We start from the raw sequence: 17,980 nt of genomic DNA on the forward strand, positions 1-17,980 counted from the left end.
TAGAAAACTAAAAGGTTTTAGATTAAAACCTTTTAAACTAAAACAAGGATAGAAGTATCCCTAAGTGGGATAACTTGTATCCCAACTTGGGCTGTAAGTATTTTAGTGTTAGCTATTTAAGAAAAGCAGTGATAAAATCAAAGACTTTAGGTTGGAGGATAATTATTAAGACTCCTAAACCTATTGCATAGAACTTCATCTCTTGCCTAAGAGAGCGATAATCTGATTTTACTCCTGCAATCTCCGCTCTAACAAAATCTTTCGTAGCTAATTCTCCTTTTAGCTTTTCAACTACTTCTTCTCTTATTAACTCAGAGGAGATTCTATTATCTCTTTTAACTTCATCGACAATAGCAACAATATCATTTAAAACTTCTTGTTGTTCCTCTTCTTTATAGCTTTTTTTAATAAGCTTCATTATTAAAGCTATTGTGCTTTGTGAAATAGTATGATTGGGTTGTATAACTTGCATCATATTTCCTTGCATATTAATTCCTTAATTCTTTCTATTATACCACAAACTCTCTATTCATCATTACAAGTTAGTAATGACTGCAAGACAATCTATGGATAATTGTATAGCTTAAAGCACCTAAAACTGATACTTAGAGTAAAAATACTCTAAGAAAGGATTCTTATATTCCCACAAGGGAAGTAATAATCCCTTGTTGGAATATTTAATATTAAAAAGTCTCTTAGGTTTTATTTCAATCTAAAGGAAAGTAAATAAATCACTCTTGCTTAGGCAGTAAGAGTTTTATTGCTTATAAGATTGATAAAAGCCTAGAGGGTTTAGATTTAAAACAATAAGAACTAGAAAGGTATGCCCTCTCCAGCATCAGTATTGTTTTGATTGACTTGTGGCTGTCCTTCATAAACTGCATTAGGTTCATTATCAACAACTACTTCAGAAGTATTAGCATCTGCTTTTGCACTATTGCCACCAAGCATTTGCATACTTTCTGCTGTAATGCTATGCTTACTTTTCTTCTGTCCATTATTATCCATCCAAGTATCTAATACCAAACGACCTTCAATTAACACAGAAGAACCTTTTTTAAGGTATTGATTAGCTACTTCAGCAGTTCTACCAAAAAGATTCACATCAATAAAACATACTTCTTCTCCTTGTGAGCCATCTTGCTTTTTATAGCGGCGATTGGTAGCAAGTCCTAGTTTAGCTAATGCACTTTGATTGGGTAAATAACGCAACTCAACATCACGAGTTAAATTTCCTACTAAAATAACTTTGTTAAACATTTCTATCCTTTAAGATAAATTTAGACAAACTAAAGTTGCCTTTAAAAACAAACACTAAAGGTGGAATTTGCTTGTAAAGACCACCTTAGAGTGCTTCTTAAAAATTACAGACTTATATTCAAAAAGAAAATCTACACTAGGAAATCCTTGTTCATTCCTCTATGACAGAAATGCTTTTAAAAACATAAGCACCTTAACAAACTTAAAATCTAAAAAAGAAATTCCTATGAAGTGTAAAACTCCTTTAGGCAGAAAGACTTAAAAGATATAAGTATCCCAAAAAAACCAAGTCTTAAATAAATCTACACTCTGGAATATCAACATCAACCCCCTATAGTAGAAAAGCCTTTAAGACTTTTAAAGTTTTCAGGTATTATTAAATTAACTAACTAGGCGTTAGTGATAATTTTTAATTTATCTTTATGTTCTGCATAGTTGGCAACACTATACACGCCTTAAATCGTAATTAAAATACAAGGCTTTTTGCCTTTATGAATTTTTTACGATTTAAGAGCTGCTCTATGTCACCATAGAGAACGGACTATATCTTCACTCTAAAAAAGAGTGTCCCTCCGCTTGGACTGTCTTAGTAATTCCTCATTCTCTCTTATACTATTATGCTTCTTCTTTCTTACTCTCTTGTGTTTTAGCTTTTTTAGTTTTAGCTTCTTTTGTCTCAATAGATTTTTTAATCTCTTGTCTTAAAAAGAAGTTTTCTATACCACGACTTTTGCCATTATTGACTAATAATTCTTTACCATACATATTTGCTTCTGTAATTTTTGTATAAATCTCATCAACAAGTTTAATCCATTTTTCCATATCTTTTGCACTAATTTTATCACCCAAAAATTCCTTAATGTAGAATCTAGTGCATCTGTTGCCCTTAATTCTCTAAAGATTTTTATAGTATTTAAAGACTTAAGGACAAAGACTTCTGCATTAATGTTCTTTTCAATTGTTGCAATCTTTCGTTTTTGGTTTGCCTCAATAATACTTCGTCTTGATGGTGGATTATTATTTTGTGTAGGTTTTATGGGTTGATTATTTGTTTCAACAATAATTTCTTGTTCTTGTTGTCCTGCTTTGATTTTAGCCATTTTAGCTCCTTATTATTTAATTGTTGTTTTTTATATAGATAATCATCTTTTAGCTTATGTTTATAGACTACTTAAAAAAAGAGATTGGATAATAATGAGAGAATAAATGAGGTAAATATACTTGCTTACAGCCTACTCCTAGATAAAGGATAGAATTTGTAATTTATGAATTTCTACAAAACATTAAGGTTTTAAATATTACAATCTATTACTTTATCTTGTGGATAGTCTCTGAACTTTCTTCATAGGATTAAAGATTAAATAGAAACTTAAAAACAACATATTAAAAGGATTTGTAAAGTAAAAGGATTTTTGAAGGAAAAAAGTTAAAAGCTTTACAAAACCTATTTGTTATTTGCTCTTATTGAAGACTTTAACCCATTAGAAGCTTAGCTGCTGATTATCTCTAAGTGTTAATTGTTACTGCATAATGCACTATTATTTCTAATAGTTGGAGTATAACACTCTAAACAAGGAGAGACAGAAAAAGACAATGTATGGCTTTTCAAGAGGAATAACACCCTTTGAAGACAATAATATATCTTTTACTTTATCCTCTTGTATTGCAAGACTTCCCAGCAATTCAAAGGGAAAGAGCTATATGGTTTAACCCTGAATTAGACAGTTTAGTTTTATGAAAATCGGACTATCTCAAAGGATAATCGATTTTCAAGAGGATAATCTCTAGGTGCAACTGCTACACCTATAAATGATTTAGAAAAAACCCTAACACCACTTAACTTAATAAGAAAAACTATTCTATGGTAAAAATTTATAAAGTCAAGCGTTTTGTAATTTTTAAATTAAAAGGTTAAAGGTATTTAAAATATGGTTCAGATTAAAGATTTACTTTTTTAACCCTTTATTTTTAAAAGGTACCCTAAGTAGCTAAATTATTTTTCTAGATTTGTTTTTAGCATTTTCTTAAGGGGGATTTTGAGGAGAAAAAGGATAATTGCTAAGGTTAATAATACATAAACGGCATTTCCAAAAAGACTTGGTAGGGATTCTAATTTATCCGCTTCTACGCCACCACCAATAAGTCCCGCTACTACATTTCCAAGTGATAATGAAATAAACCAAAGCCCCATAACTTGTCCTCTAATTATTTTGGGTGCTATACTAGTCATTAAGGATAAACCTATGGGACTTAGGGCAAGCTCACCAATAGCTAAGAATAAATAGCTTACAATAAGCCACCAAGGGGAGACTTGAGTGCCTCCATTATTTAATACAAAATAAGAAGCAAACATCATAATGGCAAAAGATATAGCAGCAAAAATAATGCCTAAATTAAATTTTGCGATACTGCTAATTTCCTTGTTTCTTTTGGATAATGCTATCCATATTGTGCTCATAATAGGTGCTATTGTGATGATGAATAAGGAATTAACGGATTGAAACCAAGCAGCAGGAATCTCCCAACCAAAAATTATCCTATCTGTATAATCTTGTGCAAAGAGATTAAAAGAAGTTGGTTGTTGTTCAAAAGCAGACCAAAAAAAGGTTGCCGTGATAAATAAAATAAGAAAGACTATGAGGTTTTTTCTCTCATTAGGGGTAAGTCCAGCAAAAAAGAATAAATATCCAAAATAAAGTAAAGCGACTATGCTAATGATTACTATCATATTCTTTGAAATACTCACTGCACTAAGCTGTATTATGCCAATTCCACATAATAGCACAAAGACTGATAATAAGCCTAAGGCAATAAAAGTATAAATGGCTATATGTTTCTTGGATTGAGTAGGCTTAGCCCAAGTGGAGTCAATGCCTATTTTTTCTTCAAACTCTTTAAAATCTGGAATAGTTTTAAAATAAAAAATCATTAAGGATATTAGCATACCAATCCCGCCAATACCAAGGCCTAAATGCCAACCATATTCTTTAGCTACAAGCCCACAAATAAGAGGTGCTATAAATGCTCCGATATTAATACCCATATAAAATATGGTAAAGCCAGAATCTTTTCTTTCGTCCTTTTGTTTATAAAGTAAGCCAACCATTACAGAGGAACAGGTTTTAAATAAACCTGTTCCTAAAACGATAAAAATAAGCCCTAGAAAAAACATAAATGGAGAGAATACTGATAAAGCTATGCTTAAGTGTCCCAATGCAATAAGCAATGCTCCAATTAATGTGGCGTTTTTTTGCCCTAGCCAATTATCGGCTAAATAACCCCCGGGTAATGTGGCGAGATATAAAGTTCCAGCGAAGATTCCAACAATAGCACTAGCACTTTGCCTATCAAGCTCTAAACCACCATCATTAATTGTGGCTATCATAAATAATACAAGCAAAGAACGAATACCATAAAAAGAAAATCTCTCCCATAATTCTGTCGAAGCAAGACTAAATAAGGGCTTTGGATGCCCTATAAATGAGGTATCTAAATGAGTTTTATGCATAAGCTCTCCTTAATAGAAAAATTATTCTATATCTTTTAAATCTGACAATTATATTCATTAGAAAAATTAATTTCTCTAGCATAGCATAGTTTTATCTTAAAAAATTATTAGGTTTTTAAACATTTACCAATAATTATAAAATTATTCAATAATATGAGCATTTTTAGGAATGAGTAAAAATAAATTAAAGTATGATACTATTTATGTGGGCTTAAAACTAGATAATCTAGCATAAGAGAAACGATAAATTTAAAATATTTACGTGAGATATTAGTGGTATTTTAGAGAGTTTAAACTAAAAAGCAATAGAGGCTAAAGGTGATAGATTTGCTAAAATTAGGTGGATTGTATAAGTAGTGCAAGTTAAGAAATCATTTAGTTTTCATGCTATTTGCATTGTTTATGTAAGCTAAGAGAGGAGAAGGATAATTCTAAGAAATTAATAGGCTTTAAAATCCTAGTCATCAATCTTGCTCCTTAATGTGATTGCTATACTCCAAAGCGTATGGTATAGCTCTTGTTTTTGTGTTTGCGACATTCTATCCTCTTTTTTGAAATGTTGTATTTTAGCTAAAAATCGTAAATTTTTTTATCCCTTATTTTATCCTCTTTGGCTTAGAAACAGCCCAAGGAGCGTAAGGATTCCACCGATGATAATATATACACTTAGCACCTCGCCCAAACTCACACACGCAGCTATTACGCCAATGACAGGCACACTATAAATATACGCACTTGCTTTGAGAGAGCCAAGCAGTTTTAATGAAGCATTCCACGACAAATAGCACAGTCCAGAGGCGACAAGCCCAAGAAAGAGCAAGTTGGCAAGATTCATCGCCTTAACATAGCGCGTGAAATCGTGCAATGTGTGAAAATCTCCCTGCAAAATGCCCGATTGATACAAGGCAAAAGGTAAAGCAAAAAGCAGCCCATAAAAAAAGATTCTTTTTAGAATCACAAGATGTGAAATCCCCTTAAAACGAGCAAAAATCATCTCCAAAACAAGCGTATAAACAGACCAAATAATGCCGGCAAGCAGACAAAGCAAGTCGCCGATAGGATAGATTTGTAAGACAAATTCGCCCCGAAATATCACCAAAAAAATCCCTACAAATGACACAAAAAAGCCTAAAATAAAGAATCTGCTTAGTTTTTTGCCATAGACAAAGGCAAAGAGCAGTCCTGTGAAAAAGGGATTGATAGCCACAAGCAATGAGGCGTTTGAAGCGGTGGTGTAGAGCAAAGCAACATTTTCGGCGAGAAAATACAAGCAACCCCCGCTAAGTCCCGCAAGGATAAAGAGAATTTCATTAGAAAAGCCGACAAAGGCAATGCGTTGTGTGTGCAATTTGACACACAAGAGATTTAAGAACGCATAAGCAATAAAAAAGCGGATAAAGAGAATCTCCGCAGGAGCAAAGTCAGGCAATAAAATCTTCGTGGAACTAAAGGTAACACCCCAAACCAAGATTGTAAAAATAGCGAGCAAATGCCCTTTTAAGGTATCAAAAATCATCAATCTTTCTCACACAAGTGCTTTTGGTGCAAAGCTTTTCATAAAATTCAAATCAAATCTTGCTTGATTATGCGTTTTTGGCATTATATAAGAACAACTTTTCAATTCGGTGAATTTTTGGAAAAATTATTTTTTACAATAATACACAAATGCAGGCGGGATATTGTTCCACACGATTGCGGACTTTTTTATCTCGCTAAACATCTCCTTGCTGTAAATTCTTTTGCGGAATCGTTTAGCACCAGCAGAAGGCAAAATATAAGCAAAGGTGGCAAAAATGCCGCTCATTCGTAAATAGTTGTGGATATTTTCTAAAATTCGCTGTTGCAATGCTTGGTTTAAAAACGCCCACGGAATCCCAGAAACAATCACATCGACAAAGGGCATTTGCCTTTCTTGCATCATTGTTTGCAAAAATTCAGCTGAACCAAGCGCAATATCAAGGTGTGGAAATTTTTTGTGCAGTCTGTTGGCGATTTTAGTGTTAATTTCAACAACGAAAAACTGCCCTAAATCAGGCTTTTTGCGTAAAATCACCTTTGTGAAAGCACCCATTCCAGGTCCTATTTCAACGATATTGCAAGCTTGTTCAATGCCGATATTTTCTGTGATCACTTCTGCAAGATATTTAGAACTCGAACACACAGCACCAGTGCATTTTGGATTAGTCAGATAATAAGGCAGCAAGCTCACTCCCTTTAGGCTGAAAAGCTGCTAAGCTTGATTTGTCGGTTTAGCAAGGGTATTAGAGCCATAGTAGTCTCATCAAGACTTCATAAAATTTTTTCAAGGGTAGTATAGCCTTTTTGTGTGAAGTCAGTGTGAAATTTCTTATAAGGTTTCACATACCACTTCTGTGTATGGAGCGTTTTTACAGCACCTTAAAAAAGTGTGTTCAAATCATTTATTTGTAAAGCAAGATTTTTACTTCGGAGACTTCTTTGAAGAAGTAAATAGTGCTGCAGATTCTATTTTTGAGGTGGATTATCTGGGTTATCAGGGTCATAGATTTTATGTGTTTTGCTTGGAATAATCACATTGATTTCTCTAGGATCTACATCTTTGCCATTATTGCTTAGTCTTAAAAGCAACTTTTTAAACTCATAGGCACTGCTTGGCTCATAGAAATTTCCACCTGTGGCAAGGGCAAGTTCTTTTAAAGCATTTAAATTTTTATTCAAAGCTAAAGTGTGGATTGTAACCCAATTTTTCTTAGAGCCACCGCTATTTTGCACGATATTGTGATTAAGATTCTTTGTGAGGTAGAGCATTTTATCTACATTTCCCATATCGTTTGGATCGCCATCGGTGATGAGATAAATTTCTTTCTTCAGTCCATTATCTTTTGTAAAATGACTCATCGCTTTAATGAGGGCATAATTTACAAATTTTGTATAAGACTTGAGGGCTTTTAATTTTTTTGCATTCTCCACAAATTCGCTTGGACTCAACACATCATCATAATCCTCGACATCATAATCGCTAAAGCTTACAAGTGTGATTTTAGCATAGCTATCTTTGTCCTTTTCAAGTATATGTTGAGCAATAAGAGGGGCAATATCCTTAAACGCAAAGATATAATCCTTCATTGAATTTGCAACATTTATCACGATGGCAACTTCTTTAGCTGGTTTTTCACGAAGCTTGAGGTTGTAAGGCTCTTTTTCTTTATCATAATTACTTAAGATAAGATGCTGTTTATCACAAATACTTGTAACCTCTAAATCTGTCCCATTAAGTGTATAGAAAAAATCTCTACCTGGGCTTGTATAAGTGCTATTTCCACTTGAGATACCCCCTGATAAAATCTTCCCTGCAAACCGGAGATAGCGAATTTTATCTGATATTTTTTGGATATTAACTGTATCTTTATCATATACCCAAAGTACACTAGGGTCAAAATGTGAAATCATCGCCATTTCATCGCATTTCGCTCCATAAATAAGGCGAGAGAGCATTGTATCAATAAGCTTTTCATCGACTTCTGGAATTTTTGCTAGAGTATTTGCATACAAAGTAAAACTAAAAACGAAACAAAGTAAAGCTTTGGCTAATATGATTTTTGTCAAATACTGCATTAAAGTCCTTTATGTATTTTTGTTGGAGTGCTTGTTCCCTAAAGAAATGCGTTTAAGTTTGGGTAAAGGGAGGTTTAAAAGTTCAATGTGCCTTAAAGCTTCCTTGCAAAAGCCGTTTAAATCTTTTTTGATTCCATAATACGCCCATACGCCTTGCCTTTGAAGCTCCAAAAATCCTGCGTCTTTAAGAATTTTTAAGTGGCGCGAAAGGCGAGATTGCACCATATTTAAAGACTCTTGTAAATCACATACGCAAAGCATACCTTGTTTTTGGTAATGCTGTGCTAAAAAGGCAAGAATTTTAATGCGACTTTCATCATTGATTGCCCCTGTGATTTTTAAAAAATCCTCAATACTTTGCATATTTATTCCTTTATACTTTTTGTATTTTACTACAAATTTATTTTTATGAAGTAATAAAATTGCAAATTCTATAAATAATGGCTGATTTATAATTTATAAAAAATTGTGTTAGAATTCACCAATTCATTTATGGATAAGTGAGTTACAAATGCCCCTTGCAAACAAAGGAGGCACACTATGAATGCTTGGGTACTATTAGCATTGGCAATTATTTGTGAGATTCTAGCTTCTAATTTGCTCAAACAAGTGAGTGTATCGGGTAAGCACTTTTTATTCTTATTTTGCCATTTTTATGAGCAGCAGTTTTGCATTGCTCTACTATGCTATGAAAAGCATTGATTTGAGCGTAGGCTATGCTGTTTGGTCTGGGGGTGGGAGTGCTACTTATCTCTATTGTTGGCTTTATGCTATTCAAAGAAGAGATATTTTTTAAAGATTTTATTCCTCAGTTTTATCATCGTCAGTGTAGTGGGGCTGAAACTTATTAGCAAGACATAAAAGAACAGCTTCTGCGATTTGCTTATCTTATGCTTTGCTACCTCCGCCTACACCAATACCACCAATAAGCTCATCACCGACAAACAGTTGCATCATGCGAAATATTTGCCAAATTGATAGTTTTAAGCGCATTGACTAAAAAAGCATCACAGGCACTTCAACCAATACTCCTACTATGCTTACAAGAGCTTGAAGAGAATTTATCCCAAAAGAAGTAATGGCAACGGCAAGGCTAAGTTCAAAGTTATTTCCACAAGCGATAAAACTGATAGCACAAGTTTTTTTTCATAGCCAAAATTTTTACTCAAATAAAAAGCAATAAAAAACATTACTACAAAATAAGCCACCAAAGGCAAAGCAACAAGCAAGGTGTCAAAGGGCAGTTTAAGCAAAGATCCGCCCTTATACGAAAACATCACTATAACGATATAAAGCAAGAATATAAGGGTAATAGGGCTGATTTTGGCAATGAAATTTTCTTCATAAAATTTTGCTCCCTTATATTTTACGAGAATGAAACGAATTAAAAACCCTAAAATAAAAGGAATGCCAAGATAAACGGCTACATTTTTAGCAACGAAAGCAAAAGATAGAGTATAGCCTTGCAAATTTATACCCAAAAATGAAGGCAAAACTATCATAAAAACATAAGCCATAATTCCAAAGAAAAAGATTTGAAAAAAGCTATTGAAAGCCACTAAACTCAGAGCCAGCTCTTTATCCCCTAAGGCAAGGTCTATCCATATCAAAACCATAGCAATACATCGTGCAAGTCCTATGAGAATAATTCCTTGCATATATGCTAGAGTAAAATTTGGCAGAAATAAATAGGCAAGGAATGCTAAAGCAAACATCAATAAATTTAAGCCCAAAGAAACAAAAAGGATTTTCTTATGGCTAAAGACTTTAAAAATATGCGTATAATTAGCCTTTGCTAAGGGCCGGTAAAGCATTATAATAAGCCCTAAAGCAAGGGCTAGATTTATATCATTAAATTCTAAAAGCTGATAAAATCTACAATTTGGGGGGAAATAGATTCCTAGTGTCAAGCCAAAAGTCGCACTTAAGAATATCCAAAGTGGGAGAAGTTTATCTAAAATTTTCATCTTTTTCCTCACAAACCAAACAATACAACCAAAAACCCAAAGCCTATGGAGATTGCCAATACCATTTGCTACAAAAAGACAGATCAGCTTCGTCTTAAACATTGATTTTAGCACAATGAGTTCAGGCAAAGAGCAGCCCCCACCAGCAATTAAAAGGTCCATCACAATGCCAAGTGGCACTCCAGCATTGATTAACCCTAAGCTAATAGGAATAATCACCTCTACGCGAATATAAAGAAAAATTCCTATAAAAGCCGCCATAATCACGTCCAAATAGTTAAAGTTTGTAAGAATTTCTTGCAAGCTATCTTGTGGAACAAAATCGTGTATAAAAGCCCAGATAGCCATACCCATAGCAAGAAAAGGAAGAATCTTTTTGTAATTTATAAAGCTTGAGGTGAAAAAAGATTGCAAAATTTTGCGTTTAGCTTTAGATTCCACTTGTGGAGCTTGAGAGTGGAATTTTATCGCTGTATTCTGCTCTAAATGCGGCGAAAAATGGGATTTGGGGCTTAGAGTAAAAGAGCCTTTGCCTCGCAACAGCCTTGACTTTGTAGGAAAGTTTGTGAAAAACTCCTCTTTAAGCAAGAATTTTGCATTAGCGTTTTTGAGGCTTAATGCGAGGAAAAATACCGCTAGAATCACAAAGCACATATAACTTAACCCAAGTGTAAAGCCAAAAGTTATAAAAAGCATTGAGATGAGGATAAGATTAATGAGTGGAGAAGTCAAAAGATAAGCAAAACTCACGCTTAAATGAACGCCATTACGCACAAGAGCTTGGAAAAATGGAATCGTAGAGCACGAGCAAAAAGGTGTAATTGTGCCTAAAAATCGCTTTAAGATAGCTTGGCATTGGTGCTTAAATGCTTTTGTATAGCGTTAGAATAACGCGTATTGAGGTAACTAACAAGCATATCTACGCTAAGAAACAAAAGGGAAATTTCTACAAAAAGTAGAATAAAATTTTGTAGAGTGTGTAAAATTTGAGTAAAAAATGTCATCGTTTATTCCTTAATAATTCTTTGCATCTGAATAAAACTAACTAGCTAAAATACTTTTTAGTTTGGCCTTACTATAATTTAAATCCATATACTTAATTTAACCTGCATTTTTTAGGATGAATAAGAATTATATATTAACCTTTTCTAATTCTAAGAGCTTAACCTTTTTCTCAATGCCTCCAGCATATCCTCTCAAATCACCATTTGCACCCATAACGCGATGGCAAGGAATGATAATTGAAATTGGATTATGCCCAACTGCACTACCCACTGCTTGTGCGGACATACGGGACAATCCTTTTTTTATGGAGAGTTCTTTTGCGATTCCTCCATAAGTCCTAGTCTCTCCATAGGGGATAGAATAGAGAATTTGCCATACTTGTTTTTGGAAGTTTGTTCCTATTAGGTATAGGGGTAAAGAGGAATTTGGTTTATTCCCTAAAAAGTAATTATCTAGCCAATTTTTAACTTGTTTGAATAAGGGCATTTCTTTTTCTTGATGCTCCTTGTCTAAAGTAAGTGCAAAGTATTTTTGCCCTTCAAACCATAGTCCGCTTAAGCCATTATTGTTTGCACTTAAAAGGATACTTCCAAGAGGAGATTGATAATAACTAATGTATTGCATAGGCTGCCTTTGCTTGTTGGTATTTATAGAATTTTACCACTTGTTCTTTAAAACCTCCCGTATTTTCCTATCCATTCTATATTGACTTAGTGCATAGATAGCCCAAATCATTGCAAAAAACCAACTTTGTTCATTGAAAAAATCTTTTGTATATTCTCAAAACTTAAAAAATAGAATTTAAAGATAATTGCTTTAACTCTAGAATCTTTTATATACTGGTATAAAACCCCAGAATACATTGATTTAAAAGAGTTTAGATTGTGATACACCATTTTTGTATAAGTTGCTTGTAGCAACAAATTCGCACTATCAAAATATGGATTAAAAGTAATAATTAACATATTTGTATTCGTATCTATCACAGCTTTAGAAAAAATGGATATAGATCCAAAATTATTTTTATTTTCAAATTAAACTGTTAAAGAAACTAAATCGTCTAGTGCTTGTTTAGCTATTTCTTGCGGATTCTTTTTAACGAAGTCCCCTCTAAAAGACAATTATAAAATAAATCATAGTCAATACTTATTGTTTTATCTGTTTTAGAAGACATATCTTTATTAATTCTATTATTTTTTATCAAATGCTAGATAGTAGCAATCACTGCTTCAAAAATTCTATTTTGCAACAAGGACATTGAGCATTTACTCATAGTTATCGTAATGAACTCATTATGTTTATTTACAATGAAGTTTTTTGGAAGAAAATTATCAGACTTCATAAATGCAAAATCCACCAAATAACATTATTTAAAGCAAGCACCTTAATTTTATCTCAAAAAACTATCAAACCTAACTATAAATATTCAATTCTATTAATATAAAACCTCCAAACATTCTTTATTATATGCTAAAGCTCTAATTTACTAAGTTTTTCATAAGATTGATAAACATAAGAAGCAACTAGCTTTATTTACTTTTATCTAATAACTTATTAGTTTTTAGCCCTTGGTAACATTTGTAGCATTTAATGATAAATTCTGCTTAAATAAGGGATAGAAAATGAAAAAAGCTAAAAGTTTTAAGGTTTTTTCATTGTGCTAATCCTGATATAATGGATTTGTTTTGTATCAGAAATAAACATATTTTTACAATGCTTTTTCACCTTTGTATTTTTTAAGATACATTGAAAGTTCCAATATGTGTTAATGAAATATCTTTACATTAGAATTTTAACTTTAGGGATTCATTATAGAGGAAGCACCACAAGATTGTTCATAACTTTGTTTCACCATATTTTGGTTTTTAAGCATTTGGTAAGACTTCACTACAAACTCAGCTTGTAAAATAAGCGAAAAACATAAAATAATGAAATTTTTGATACCTTTTGCATAAAATTCCTCATTTATTTTATTGTAACCATAATAAACAACCCAAAAATTTTTTTAAGTATTTAAGAAAGTTTTTGCTTTTTTAATCAACATTTTGTTAGGATTAAATCCTATACAAAAGGAGATTTAATGAAAAAGGTGTTTTTAACTGCAGTGTTGGCTTTAGGGCTTATGGGCGTAACTAATGCGGAGGAAGTAGATGTATTAGCACTTGTTACTAAAGGTAAAGTGAGTGATAATTCTGCAGGAGTTAAGGTTTTAAACATTAAAGAAGAACAAGAAGTTGTAGGAGGCTATAGACCTTATACATTAGGTTGGAATTACTACATAAATACTATGCCTTTTACTAATAGCTATAATGCCAATTCTCGTCCTCAAAGCAATCAACATATGGTTAACGCCTTTATGAGATGCTATGTTAGCAAAAGATGCTAATTTAAGAAATATTGATAGAAAAAAGAAGGGATAATATGTTTCCTAGTGTAAGTAAATATAATTATATGAATTTAGAAATGAAATTATCTACAACAGCCTATAAATCTGCTCATGTGTCTTTTGGAGAAGAAGAGGATATAAGAAAAATGCAGGAGATGATAGAAGCTAGTGATATTTTAGTTAGCAATATCAAAGTAAGAAAAGAAGCAGAATCCCCATACCAAAATAATGTCTATTTTAGAGACCCTCTTAATGGTGCTTATGTCAATGTGGGCTTAAGCTATGAAAATTTAGATAGATTACAGGAAGTCTTTGGAGAAAATGCTCTAAAGACTGATGGAAAGAATATCTTGCTTAAAGGTAGGGCAGAAGAGTTTGTGAGTAGTTGGTATGCAGATATTACTTATAAGAGAGGTTATCTCAGAGAAGATATCAATCAAGATGGGTTCTTAGATAGGGCAGAGAGGATGAGCACTCATTCTTTTAATACAATGCAAAGGCAATTTTATGGTGGCACAAAGAATAAAGATGTAAATCTAGGGAATGTCTCAACCTATATTAAACACTCCCAAATGATGCCAGGGAATTCTAACCTTTCTACTTCCTTAATGGAGAAATATACCTCTCATTCGATTGAAGAAGAACTTAATAAAATGATTACCATAGACCAAAAAGCTAATGGCTCTATCCGATTAAACCAATTAGGAAGCAAGCAAGAATACGCACAATATCTTGATGAGATTATCCACACTCAAAAGCAGGAGATTGATAGTATTGCCACCGAGGAAGATCTAAAGGAATATCTATTAAAGGAGCTTTTAAAGAAAACCAAAGAATTCTTAAAAAAGCAGTTAAAAAAATCTGGGATGGAACACAAATCTATTGAAGCGGACGCTTCCTTAGAAGAAGTTATGGATAAAATTGTGGAATCCCCGCAAAGCACTAAAGAGCTTTTAGAAAAAATCCAAACGCAAGCCACAGAAAATGAAGACCCCATTTTTACACAAATCCAAAAACTTACCAAGCTTGATAAACAAACTCTTAAAAATAATCTAGAAAATAATCCCGATTTTGAAGAAGATATTATTGCTATTGTGCAAGGAATAGCACAAAATGTAGATAGGAAGTATGCTTCTAATACTTTAGAGAGGGCATTAGATATAAAGGCATAAAGATTTAAGCTTAAGCTTAACTAGTATTTCTATTCCTTTAAGGTTATTATAGAGAGATTTAATCTTTCTAACCTTATAGATTCTCTAATCCCACTTCTACTTCAATATCGCCCCCAATTACTTAAGAAAACATAGATTTAAGATAACTTTTTGCATAAAGCAAGGGAATATTTTGCTTTGATACCTTTAAGGAACAAAGTTATAAATTGTAATCTTAAAAGGAGAATTTATGTTAAATACTAGCTCAAATACTCCCGATACTGCTTTTATCCAAAGAGGTGCTAAAGCCTCTATACAATAACAAGAAAGGGTTGAAGTAAAGAATCAAGAAAATAGGGAAACAATAAGACATTGGCTGAAAAAACCAGGAGACTATCTAAACATAAGTGCTTCCATAGAACTTCCTTGACAGATAGAGATAATAAGGACACGAGAAGCTACTGCTAAGATTAACTATGACGTTATAGAGGAACATTCCCAAAGATTCACTAATGTAAGTGAAGAAAGATACCAAAGTGCTAAAGCTTATATTTATCAACAAATGGAAGAAATTGCTCTTGCTGTTTATGAAGAAGAGGGAAAATCAGATTTACTAGGGACTTTGCTTTTACTGGGAGGACATATATCTTCAATAGATAGAGCAGATAAAGTATTTAATGAGGAATTAGAATCAAATGCTAGAGAATTTGCTTCATCATTAAAGACAAAAGATAAAGAAAGGATTGTAAAAGCGCAAGAGGATTTAGAGTATGAGTTAAGCATAGTGCAAATTGCTAGTGGTGGAATAACTACTATGTGGTGGTTCTTTGCACTTGCAGATAGCAAAATACCTGCAGAAAATCTCCAAAAGATTAAAAATTATTTAGGGATAATGAAAAGTTATATTCAGGATAATTACGATATTTCAAATATTAAAACTAAAAATGGTCTTATTATTGAAAGTAGTGTAGAAAAAGGAATAAGAACTTTAAGTGTTACACTCCCATTTGATAAAGTAGGGAATTTAATCTTAAGCTATAAAGAAAAGAATCACCAAACCCTTTTAGAAATGTTTAAGTATAAAGAAAAACTCTCTAAAGATTCTTCTATAAATTCTAGGGATTCTTTAATGCAAACTTTATTAAAAGAGGGTAAATAGGTAAATTTCTAGTGAATTGTTCTTGTGGCATTCAATAATGCAAGCAACGCGACACCTGCATCGCCAAATAATGCCATCCATAAATTTGCAAATCCAAAAGCACCAAGAATCATAATAGCAACTTTTACCCCTAAAGAAAGGGCAATATTTTGCCATAGAATTTTACGCGTTTTTTGAGCAATACTTAAACTCTGTGGTATCTTTCTTAAATCATCATTAAGTATTACAACATCCGCCCCCTCTAGGGCTAAATCACTGCCTGTTTTCCCCATAGCAATACCAACATCACAAAGCATTAAGGAAGGGGCATCATTAATCCCATCTCCGACAAAAGCGACTTTATTCTTGCCCTTTTTTTGTAAAATATTCCTTAAACACTCTACTTTCCCAGTAGGGAGTAAATTAGCAACAAAAGCATCAATCCCAACTTGCTTAGCGACTTCTTTGACAACAGATTCTTTATCTCCACTTAAAATATGAAGTTTATAACCTTGGTTTTTTAACAAAGTGATAGCCTCTTGTGCCTCATCTTTAATAGTATCCTCTAAAATAATACTTCCAACAATTTCATTTTCTAACGCAAGAAAAACTTGACATTCGCCTATTAAATCATCTCCAATGAATTGCTGCGTAAGATTTCCTATAAATCGTGCGTTACCTAATGCAACTTTTTTACCTTCCCATATAGCACTAATTCCCCCTCCAGCACTCTCTTGTAGGTTTTCAACCTCTAAAACTTCCGCATCTAGTTTTGCAATAGCCTTAGCAATAGGATGATTAGAATGGGATTCTAAAGTTTTTGCTAAAGCCATAATCCATTGCTCATCATAGGTGGAATAATTTCGTATTGCCTTAACAATTAATGTGCCCTTTGTAAGTGTGCCGGTTTTATCAAAAATAATAGTCTTAGTATCAAAAAGTGTCTCAAGATAACTTGAACCCTTGATTAAAATTCCTTCTTTAGAGGCTCTACCAAGTGAAGCAAAAAAGGTAAGGGGTATAGAGATAACCAACGCACAAGGGCAAGAAACAACTAAAAAAACAATCCCGCGATACAACCATGTATAGAAAACTTCACTAAAACCCTCTATAAAACCATTTGGAGCAATAATTCCAAAATAAATAGGAGGCAATACACTAATACCTATGGCAAGAAAAACAACAATGGGAGTATAAAATCTAGCAAATTTAGTGATAAACTCCTCACTCCTACTTTTTTGTGCATTCCCTTCTTCTAAGAGTTTAATAATCTTACTAAAAGCAGAATTTTCATAATTTTGTGTAACTTGCATATGCAAAACACCACTGAGATTAATCCCACCAGAGAGAAGATTATCGCCAACACTTACATTTTGTGGAATAGATTCTCCACTTAAACTAGAATTATCAATGCTACTCTCACCTTGAATAATAGTCCCATCAACAGGGATTCTATCTCCTGCTAAAAGCACTAAAATATCACCTTTTTGAATTTTTTTTGGGTCGATATTGACAACTTTATCATTTTGTAAAATTTTCGCATTTTCTACCTTGAGGGAAGCAAGCATTTGGATAGATTTTTTAGACTTTTCTACTACAAGACTTTCTAAAAATTCTCCTACTCTATAAAATAACAAAATCGCTACAGCCTCAGCCCCATCCCCTATAACCCAAGCTCCAATAGAAGCAAAAGTCATAAGAGTATTTTCGTTAAAAAACTCCCTTTTTAAAAGCCCTTTTAAAGCATTTTGTAAAACCCCATAACCCAAAGCAAAATAACAAAAGATAAAAACAAAAGATAAAAAAGTTTTATCTATAGAGTAAGGAAGTATTTTAAACTCAAAGACTAATCCAATAAGATAAAGTAAGCCGCTAAAGATTAATAGTATTTTTGCAAAATTTTTCTTTAACCCATATATGCCTTTAATATCAAAATTACAATTACAACGAAGTGTATTTTCCATCTCTTAT

Annotated in this window: 21 protein-coding genes and 1 pseudogene; 6 read left to right on the plus strand and 16 right to left on the minus strand. The window is 32.8% G+C overall.

Annotated features, from left to right (window positions below):
* Positions 1–112 precede the first annotated feature (112 nt).
* On the minus strand, positions 113–487 hold the full coding sequence (locus tag CDV25_RS04955; protein WP_108911019.1) for a hypothetical protein: 375 nt from the start codon (positions 485–487) through the stop codon (positions 113–115).
* Between the two features lie 326 nt (positions 488–813).
* The gene (locus CDV25_RS04960; RefSeq protein ID WP_108911020.1) at positions 814–1,260 is read right to left on the minus strand and encodes a single-stranded DNA-binding protein; all 447 of its coding nucleotides are present in this window, start codon (positions 1,258–1,260) and stop codon (positions 814–816) included.
* A 67-nt stretch (positions 1,261–1,327) separates the two neighbouring features.
* Between CDV25_RS04960 and CDV25_RS04965 the strand changes: the two genes are divergently transcribed.
* Positions 1,328–1,522 (plus strand): hypothetical protein, encoded by a 195-nt coding sequence (locus CDV25_RS04965; protein WP_108910611.1) that lies wholly within the window; start codon positions 1,328–1,330, stop codon positions 1,520–1,522.
* Positions 1,523–1,875: 353 nt separating this feature from the next.
* On the opposite strand, the gene CDV25_RS10535 is transcribed toward CDV25_RS04965, so the two are convergent.
* From CDV25_RS10535 to CDV25_RS04995, 7 genes are all read right to left on the minus strand, one after another.
* Entirely contained in the window at positions 1,876–2,025 is a 150-nt protein-coding gene (locus CDV25_RS10535; protein WP_239056398.1) for a hypothetical protein, read from the minus strand.
* Entirely contained in the window at positions 2,004–2,360 is a 357-nt protein-coding gene (locus CDV25_RS10540) for a hypothetical protein (RefSeq protein WP_239056399.1), read from the minus strand. The genes CDV25_RS10535 and CDV25_RS10540 overlap by 22 nt, the downstream gene beginning before the upstream one ends.
* Positions 2,361–3,253: 893 nt before the next feature.
* Complete coding sequence (locus CDV25_RS04975) at positions 3,254–4,768, minus strand: peptide MFS transporter (RefSeq protein WP_108911021.1); 1,515 nt, start codon at positions 4,766–4,768, stop codon at positions 3,254–3,256.
* A gap of 601 nt (positions 4,769–5,369) precedes the next feature.
* Positions 5,370–6,284: a DMT family transporter gene (locus CDV25_RS04980; RefSeq protein WP_108911022.1), complete on the minus strand. Its 915-nt coding sequence runs from the start codon at positions 6,282–6,284 to the stop codon at positions 5,370–5,372.
* Positions 6,285–6,410: 126 nt separating this feature from the next.
* A complete protein-coding gene (locus CDV25_RS04985) occupies positions 6,411–6,971 on the minus strand; it encodes a class I SAM-dependent methyltransferase (RefSeq protein ID WP_162550449.1) in 561 nt (186 codons plus the stop codon).
* 281 nt (positions 6,972–7,252) lie between these two features.
* Positions 7,253–8,362, minus strand: a complete 1,110-nt coding sequence (locus CDV25_RS04990) for a vWA domain-containing protein (RefSeq protein ID WP_108911024.1) — start codon at positions 8,360–8,362, stop codon at positions 7,253–7,255.
* 9 nt (positions 8,363–8,371) lie between these two features.
* On the minus strand, positions 8,372–8,716 hold the full coding sequence (locus CDV25_RS04995) for an ArsR/SmtB family transcription factor (RefSeq protein WP_108911828.1): 345 nt from the start codon (positions 8,714–8,716) through the stop codon (positions 8,372–8,374).
* Positions 8,717–8,902: 186 nt separating this feature from the next.
* Between CDV25_RS04995 and CDV25_RS10545 the strand changes: the two genes are divergently transcribed.
* Both CDV25_RS10545 and CDV25_RS10910 read left to right on the plus strand, forming a co-directional pair.
* A complete protein-coding gene (locus tag CDV25_RS10545; RefSeq protein WP_239056431.1) occupies positions 8,903–9,064 on the plus strand; it encodes a DMT family transporter in 162 nt (53 codons plus the stop codon).
* Positions 9,051–9,158 (plus strand): hypothetical protein, encoded by a 108-nt coding sequence (locus CDV25_RS10910; protein ID WP_432805892.1) that lies wholly within the window; start codon positions 9,051–9,053, stop codon positions 9,156–9,158. The genes CDV25_RS10545 and CDV25_RS10910 overlap by 14 nt, the downstream gene beginning before the upstream one ends.
* Before the next feature lie 265 nt (positions 9,159–9,423).
* On the opposite strand, the gene CDV25_RS10320 is transcribed toward CDV25_RS10910, so the two are convergent.
* From CDV25_RS10320 to CDV25_RS10920, 6 genes and pseudogenes are all read right to left on the minus strand, one after another.
* Entirely contained in the window at positions 9,424–11,175 is a 1,752-nt protein-coding gene (locus CDV25_RS10320) for a permease (protein ID WP_349771112.1), read from the minus strand.
* The gene (locus CDV25_RS10185; RefSeq protein WP_162550450.1) at positions 11,169–11,333 is read right to left on the minus strand and encodes a hypothetical protein; all 165 of its coding nucleotides are present in this window, start codon (positions 11,331–11,333) and stop codon (positions 11,169–11,171) included. Before CDV25_RS10185 ends, CDV25_RS10320 begins: the two co-directional genes overlap by 7 nt.
* Before the next feature lie 127 nt (positions 11,334–11,460).
* Positions 11,461–11,958 (minus strand): methylated-DNA--[protein]-cysteine S-methyltransferase, encoded by a 498-nt coding sequence (locus tag CDV25_RS05015; protein ID WP_108911026.1) that lies wholly within the window; start codon positions 11,956–11,958, stop codon positions 11,461–11,463.
* 107 nt (positions 11,959–12,065) lie between these two features.
* Positions 12,066–12,299, minus strand: coding sequence for a hypothetical protein (locus tag CDV25_RS10915; protein ID WP_108911027.1), 234 nt, complete (start codon positions 12,297–12,299; stop codon positions 12,066–12,068).
* Positions 12,300–12,541: 242 nt separating this feature from the next.
* On the minus strand, positions 12,542–12,676 hold the full coding sequence (locus CDV25_RS10755; protein ID WP_269149098.1) for a hypothetical protein: 135 nt from the start codon (positions 12,674–12,676) through the stop codon (positions 12,542–12,544).
* Between the two features lie 468 nt (positions 12,677–13,144).
* Positions 13,145–13,276: pseudogene (locus CDV25_RS10920) on the minus strand (peptidase C39); the annotation flags it as partial.
* Positions 13,277–13,414: 138 nt separating this feature from the next.
* Between CDV25_RS10920 and CDV25_RS05025 the strand changes: the two are divergent.
* The 3 genes from CDV25_RS05025 (at position 13,415) to CDV25_RS05035 (ending at position 16,030) form a co-directional block, all read left to right on the plus strand.
* Complete coding sequence (locus CDV25_RS05025) at positions 13,415–13,720, plus strand: hypothetical protein (protein ID WP_108911028.1); 306 nt, start codon at positions 13,415–13,417, stop codon at positions 13,718–13,720.
* A 35-nt stretch (positions 13,721–13,755) separates the two neighbouring features.
* Positions 13,756–14,892, plus strand: a complete 1,137-nt coding sequence (locus tag CDV25_RS05030; protein ID WP_108911029.1) for a hypothetical protein — start codon at positions 13,756–13,758, stop codon at positions 14,890–14,892.
* Positions 14,893–15,433: 541 nt separating this feature from the next.
* Positions 15,434–16,030, plus strand: coding sequence for a hypothetical protein (locus CDV25_RS05035; RefSeq protein ID WP_108911030.1), 597 nt, complete (start codon positions 15,434–15,436; stop codon positions 16,028–16,030).
* 8 nt (positions 16,031–16,038) lie between these two features.
* Here CDV25_RS05035 and CDV25_RS05040 read toward each other — a convergent pair whose 3' ends face one another.
* The gene (locus CDV25_RS05040) at positions 16,039–17,973 is read right to left on the minus strand and encodes a heavy metal translocating P-type ATPase (RefSeq protein WP_108911031.1); all 1,935 of its coding nucleotides are present in this window, start codon (positions 17,971–17,973) and stop codon (positions 16,039–16,041) included.
* Positions 17,974–17,980 lie beyond the last annotated feature (7 nt).

Origin of the sequence: Helicobacter apodemus (assembly GCF_003097575.1) — a bacterium.
Taxonomy (GTDB): Bacteria; Campylobacterota; Campylobacteria; order Campylobacterales; family Helicobacteraceae; genus Helicobacter_D; species Helicobacter_D apodemus.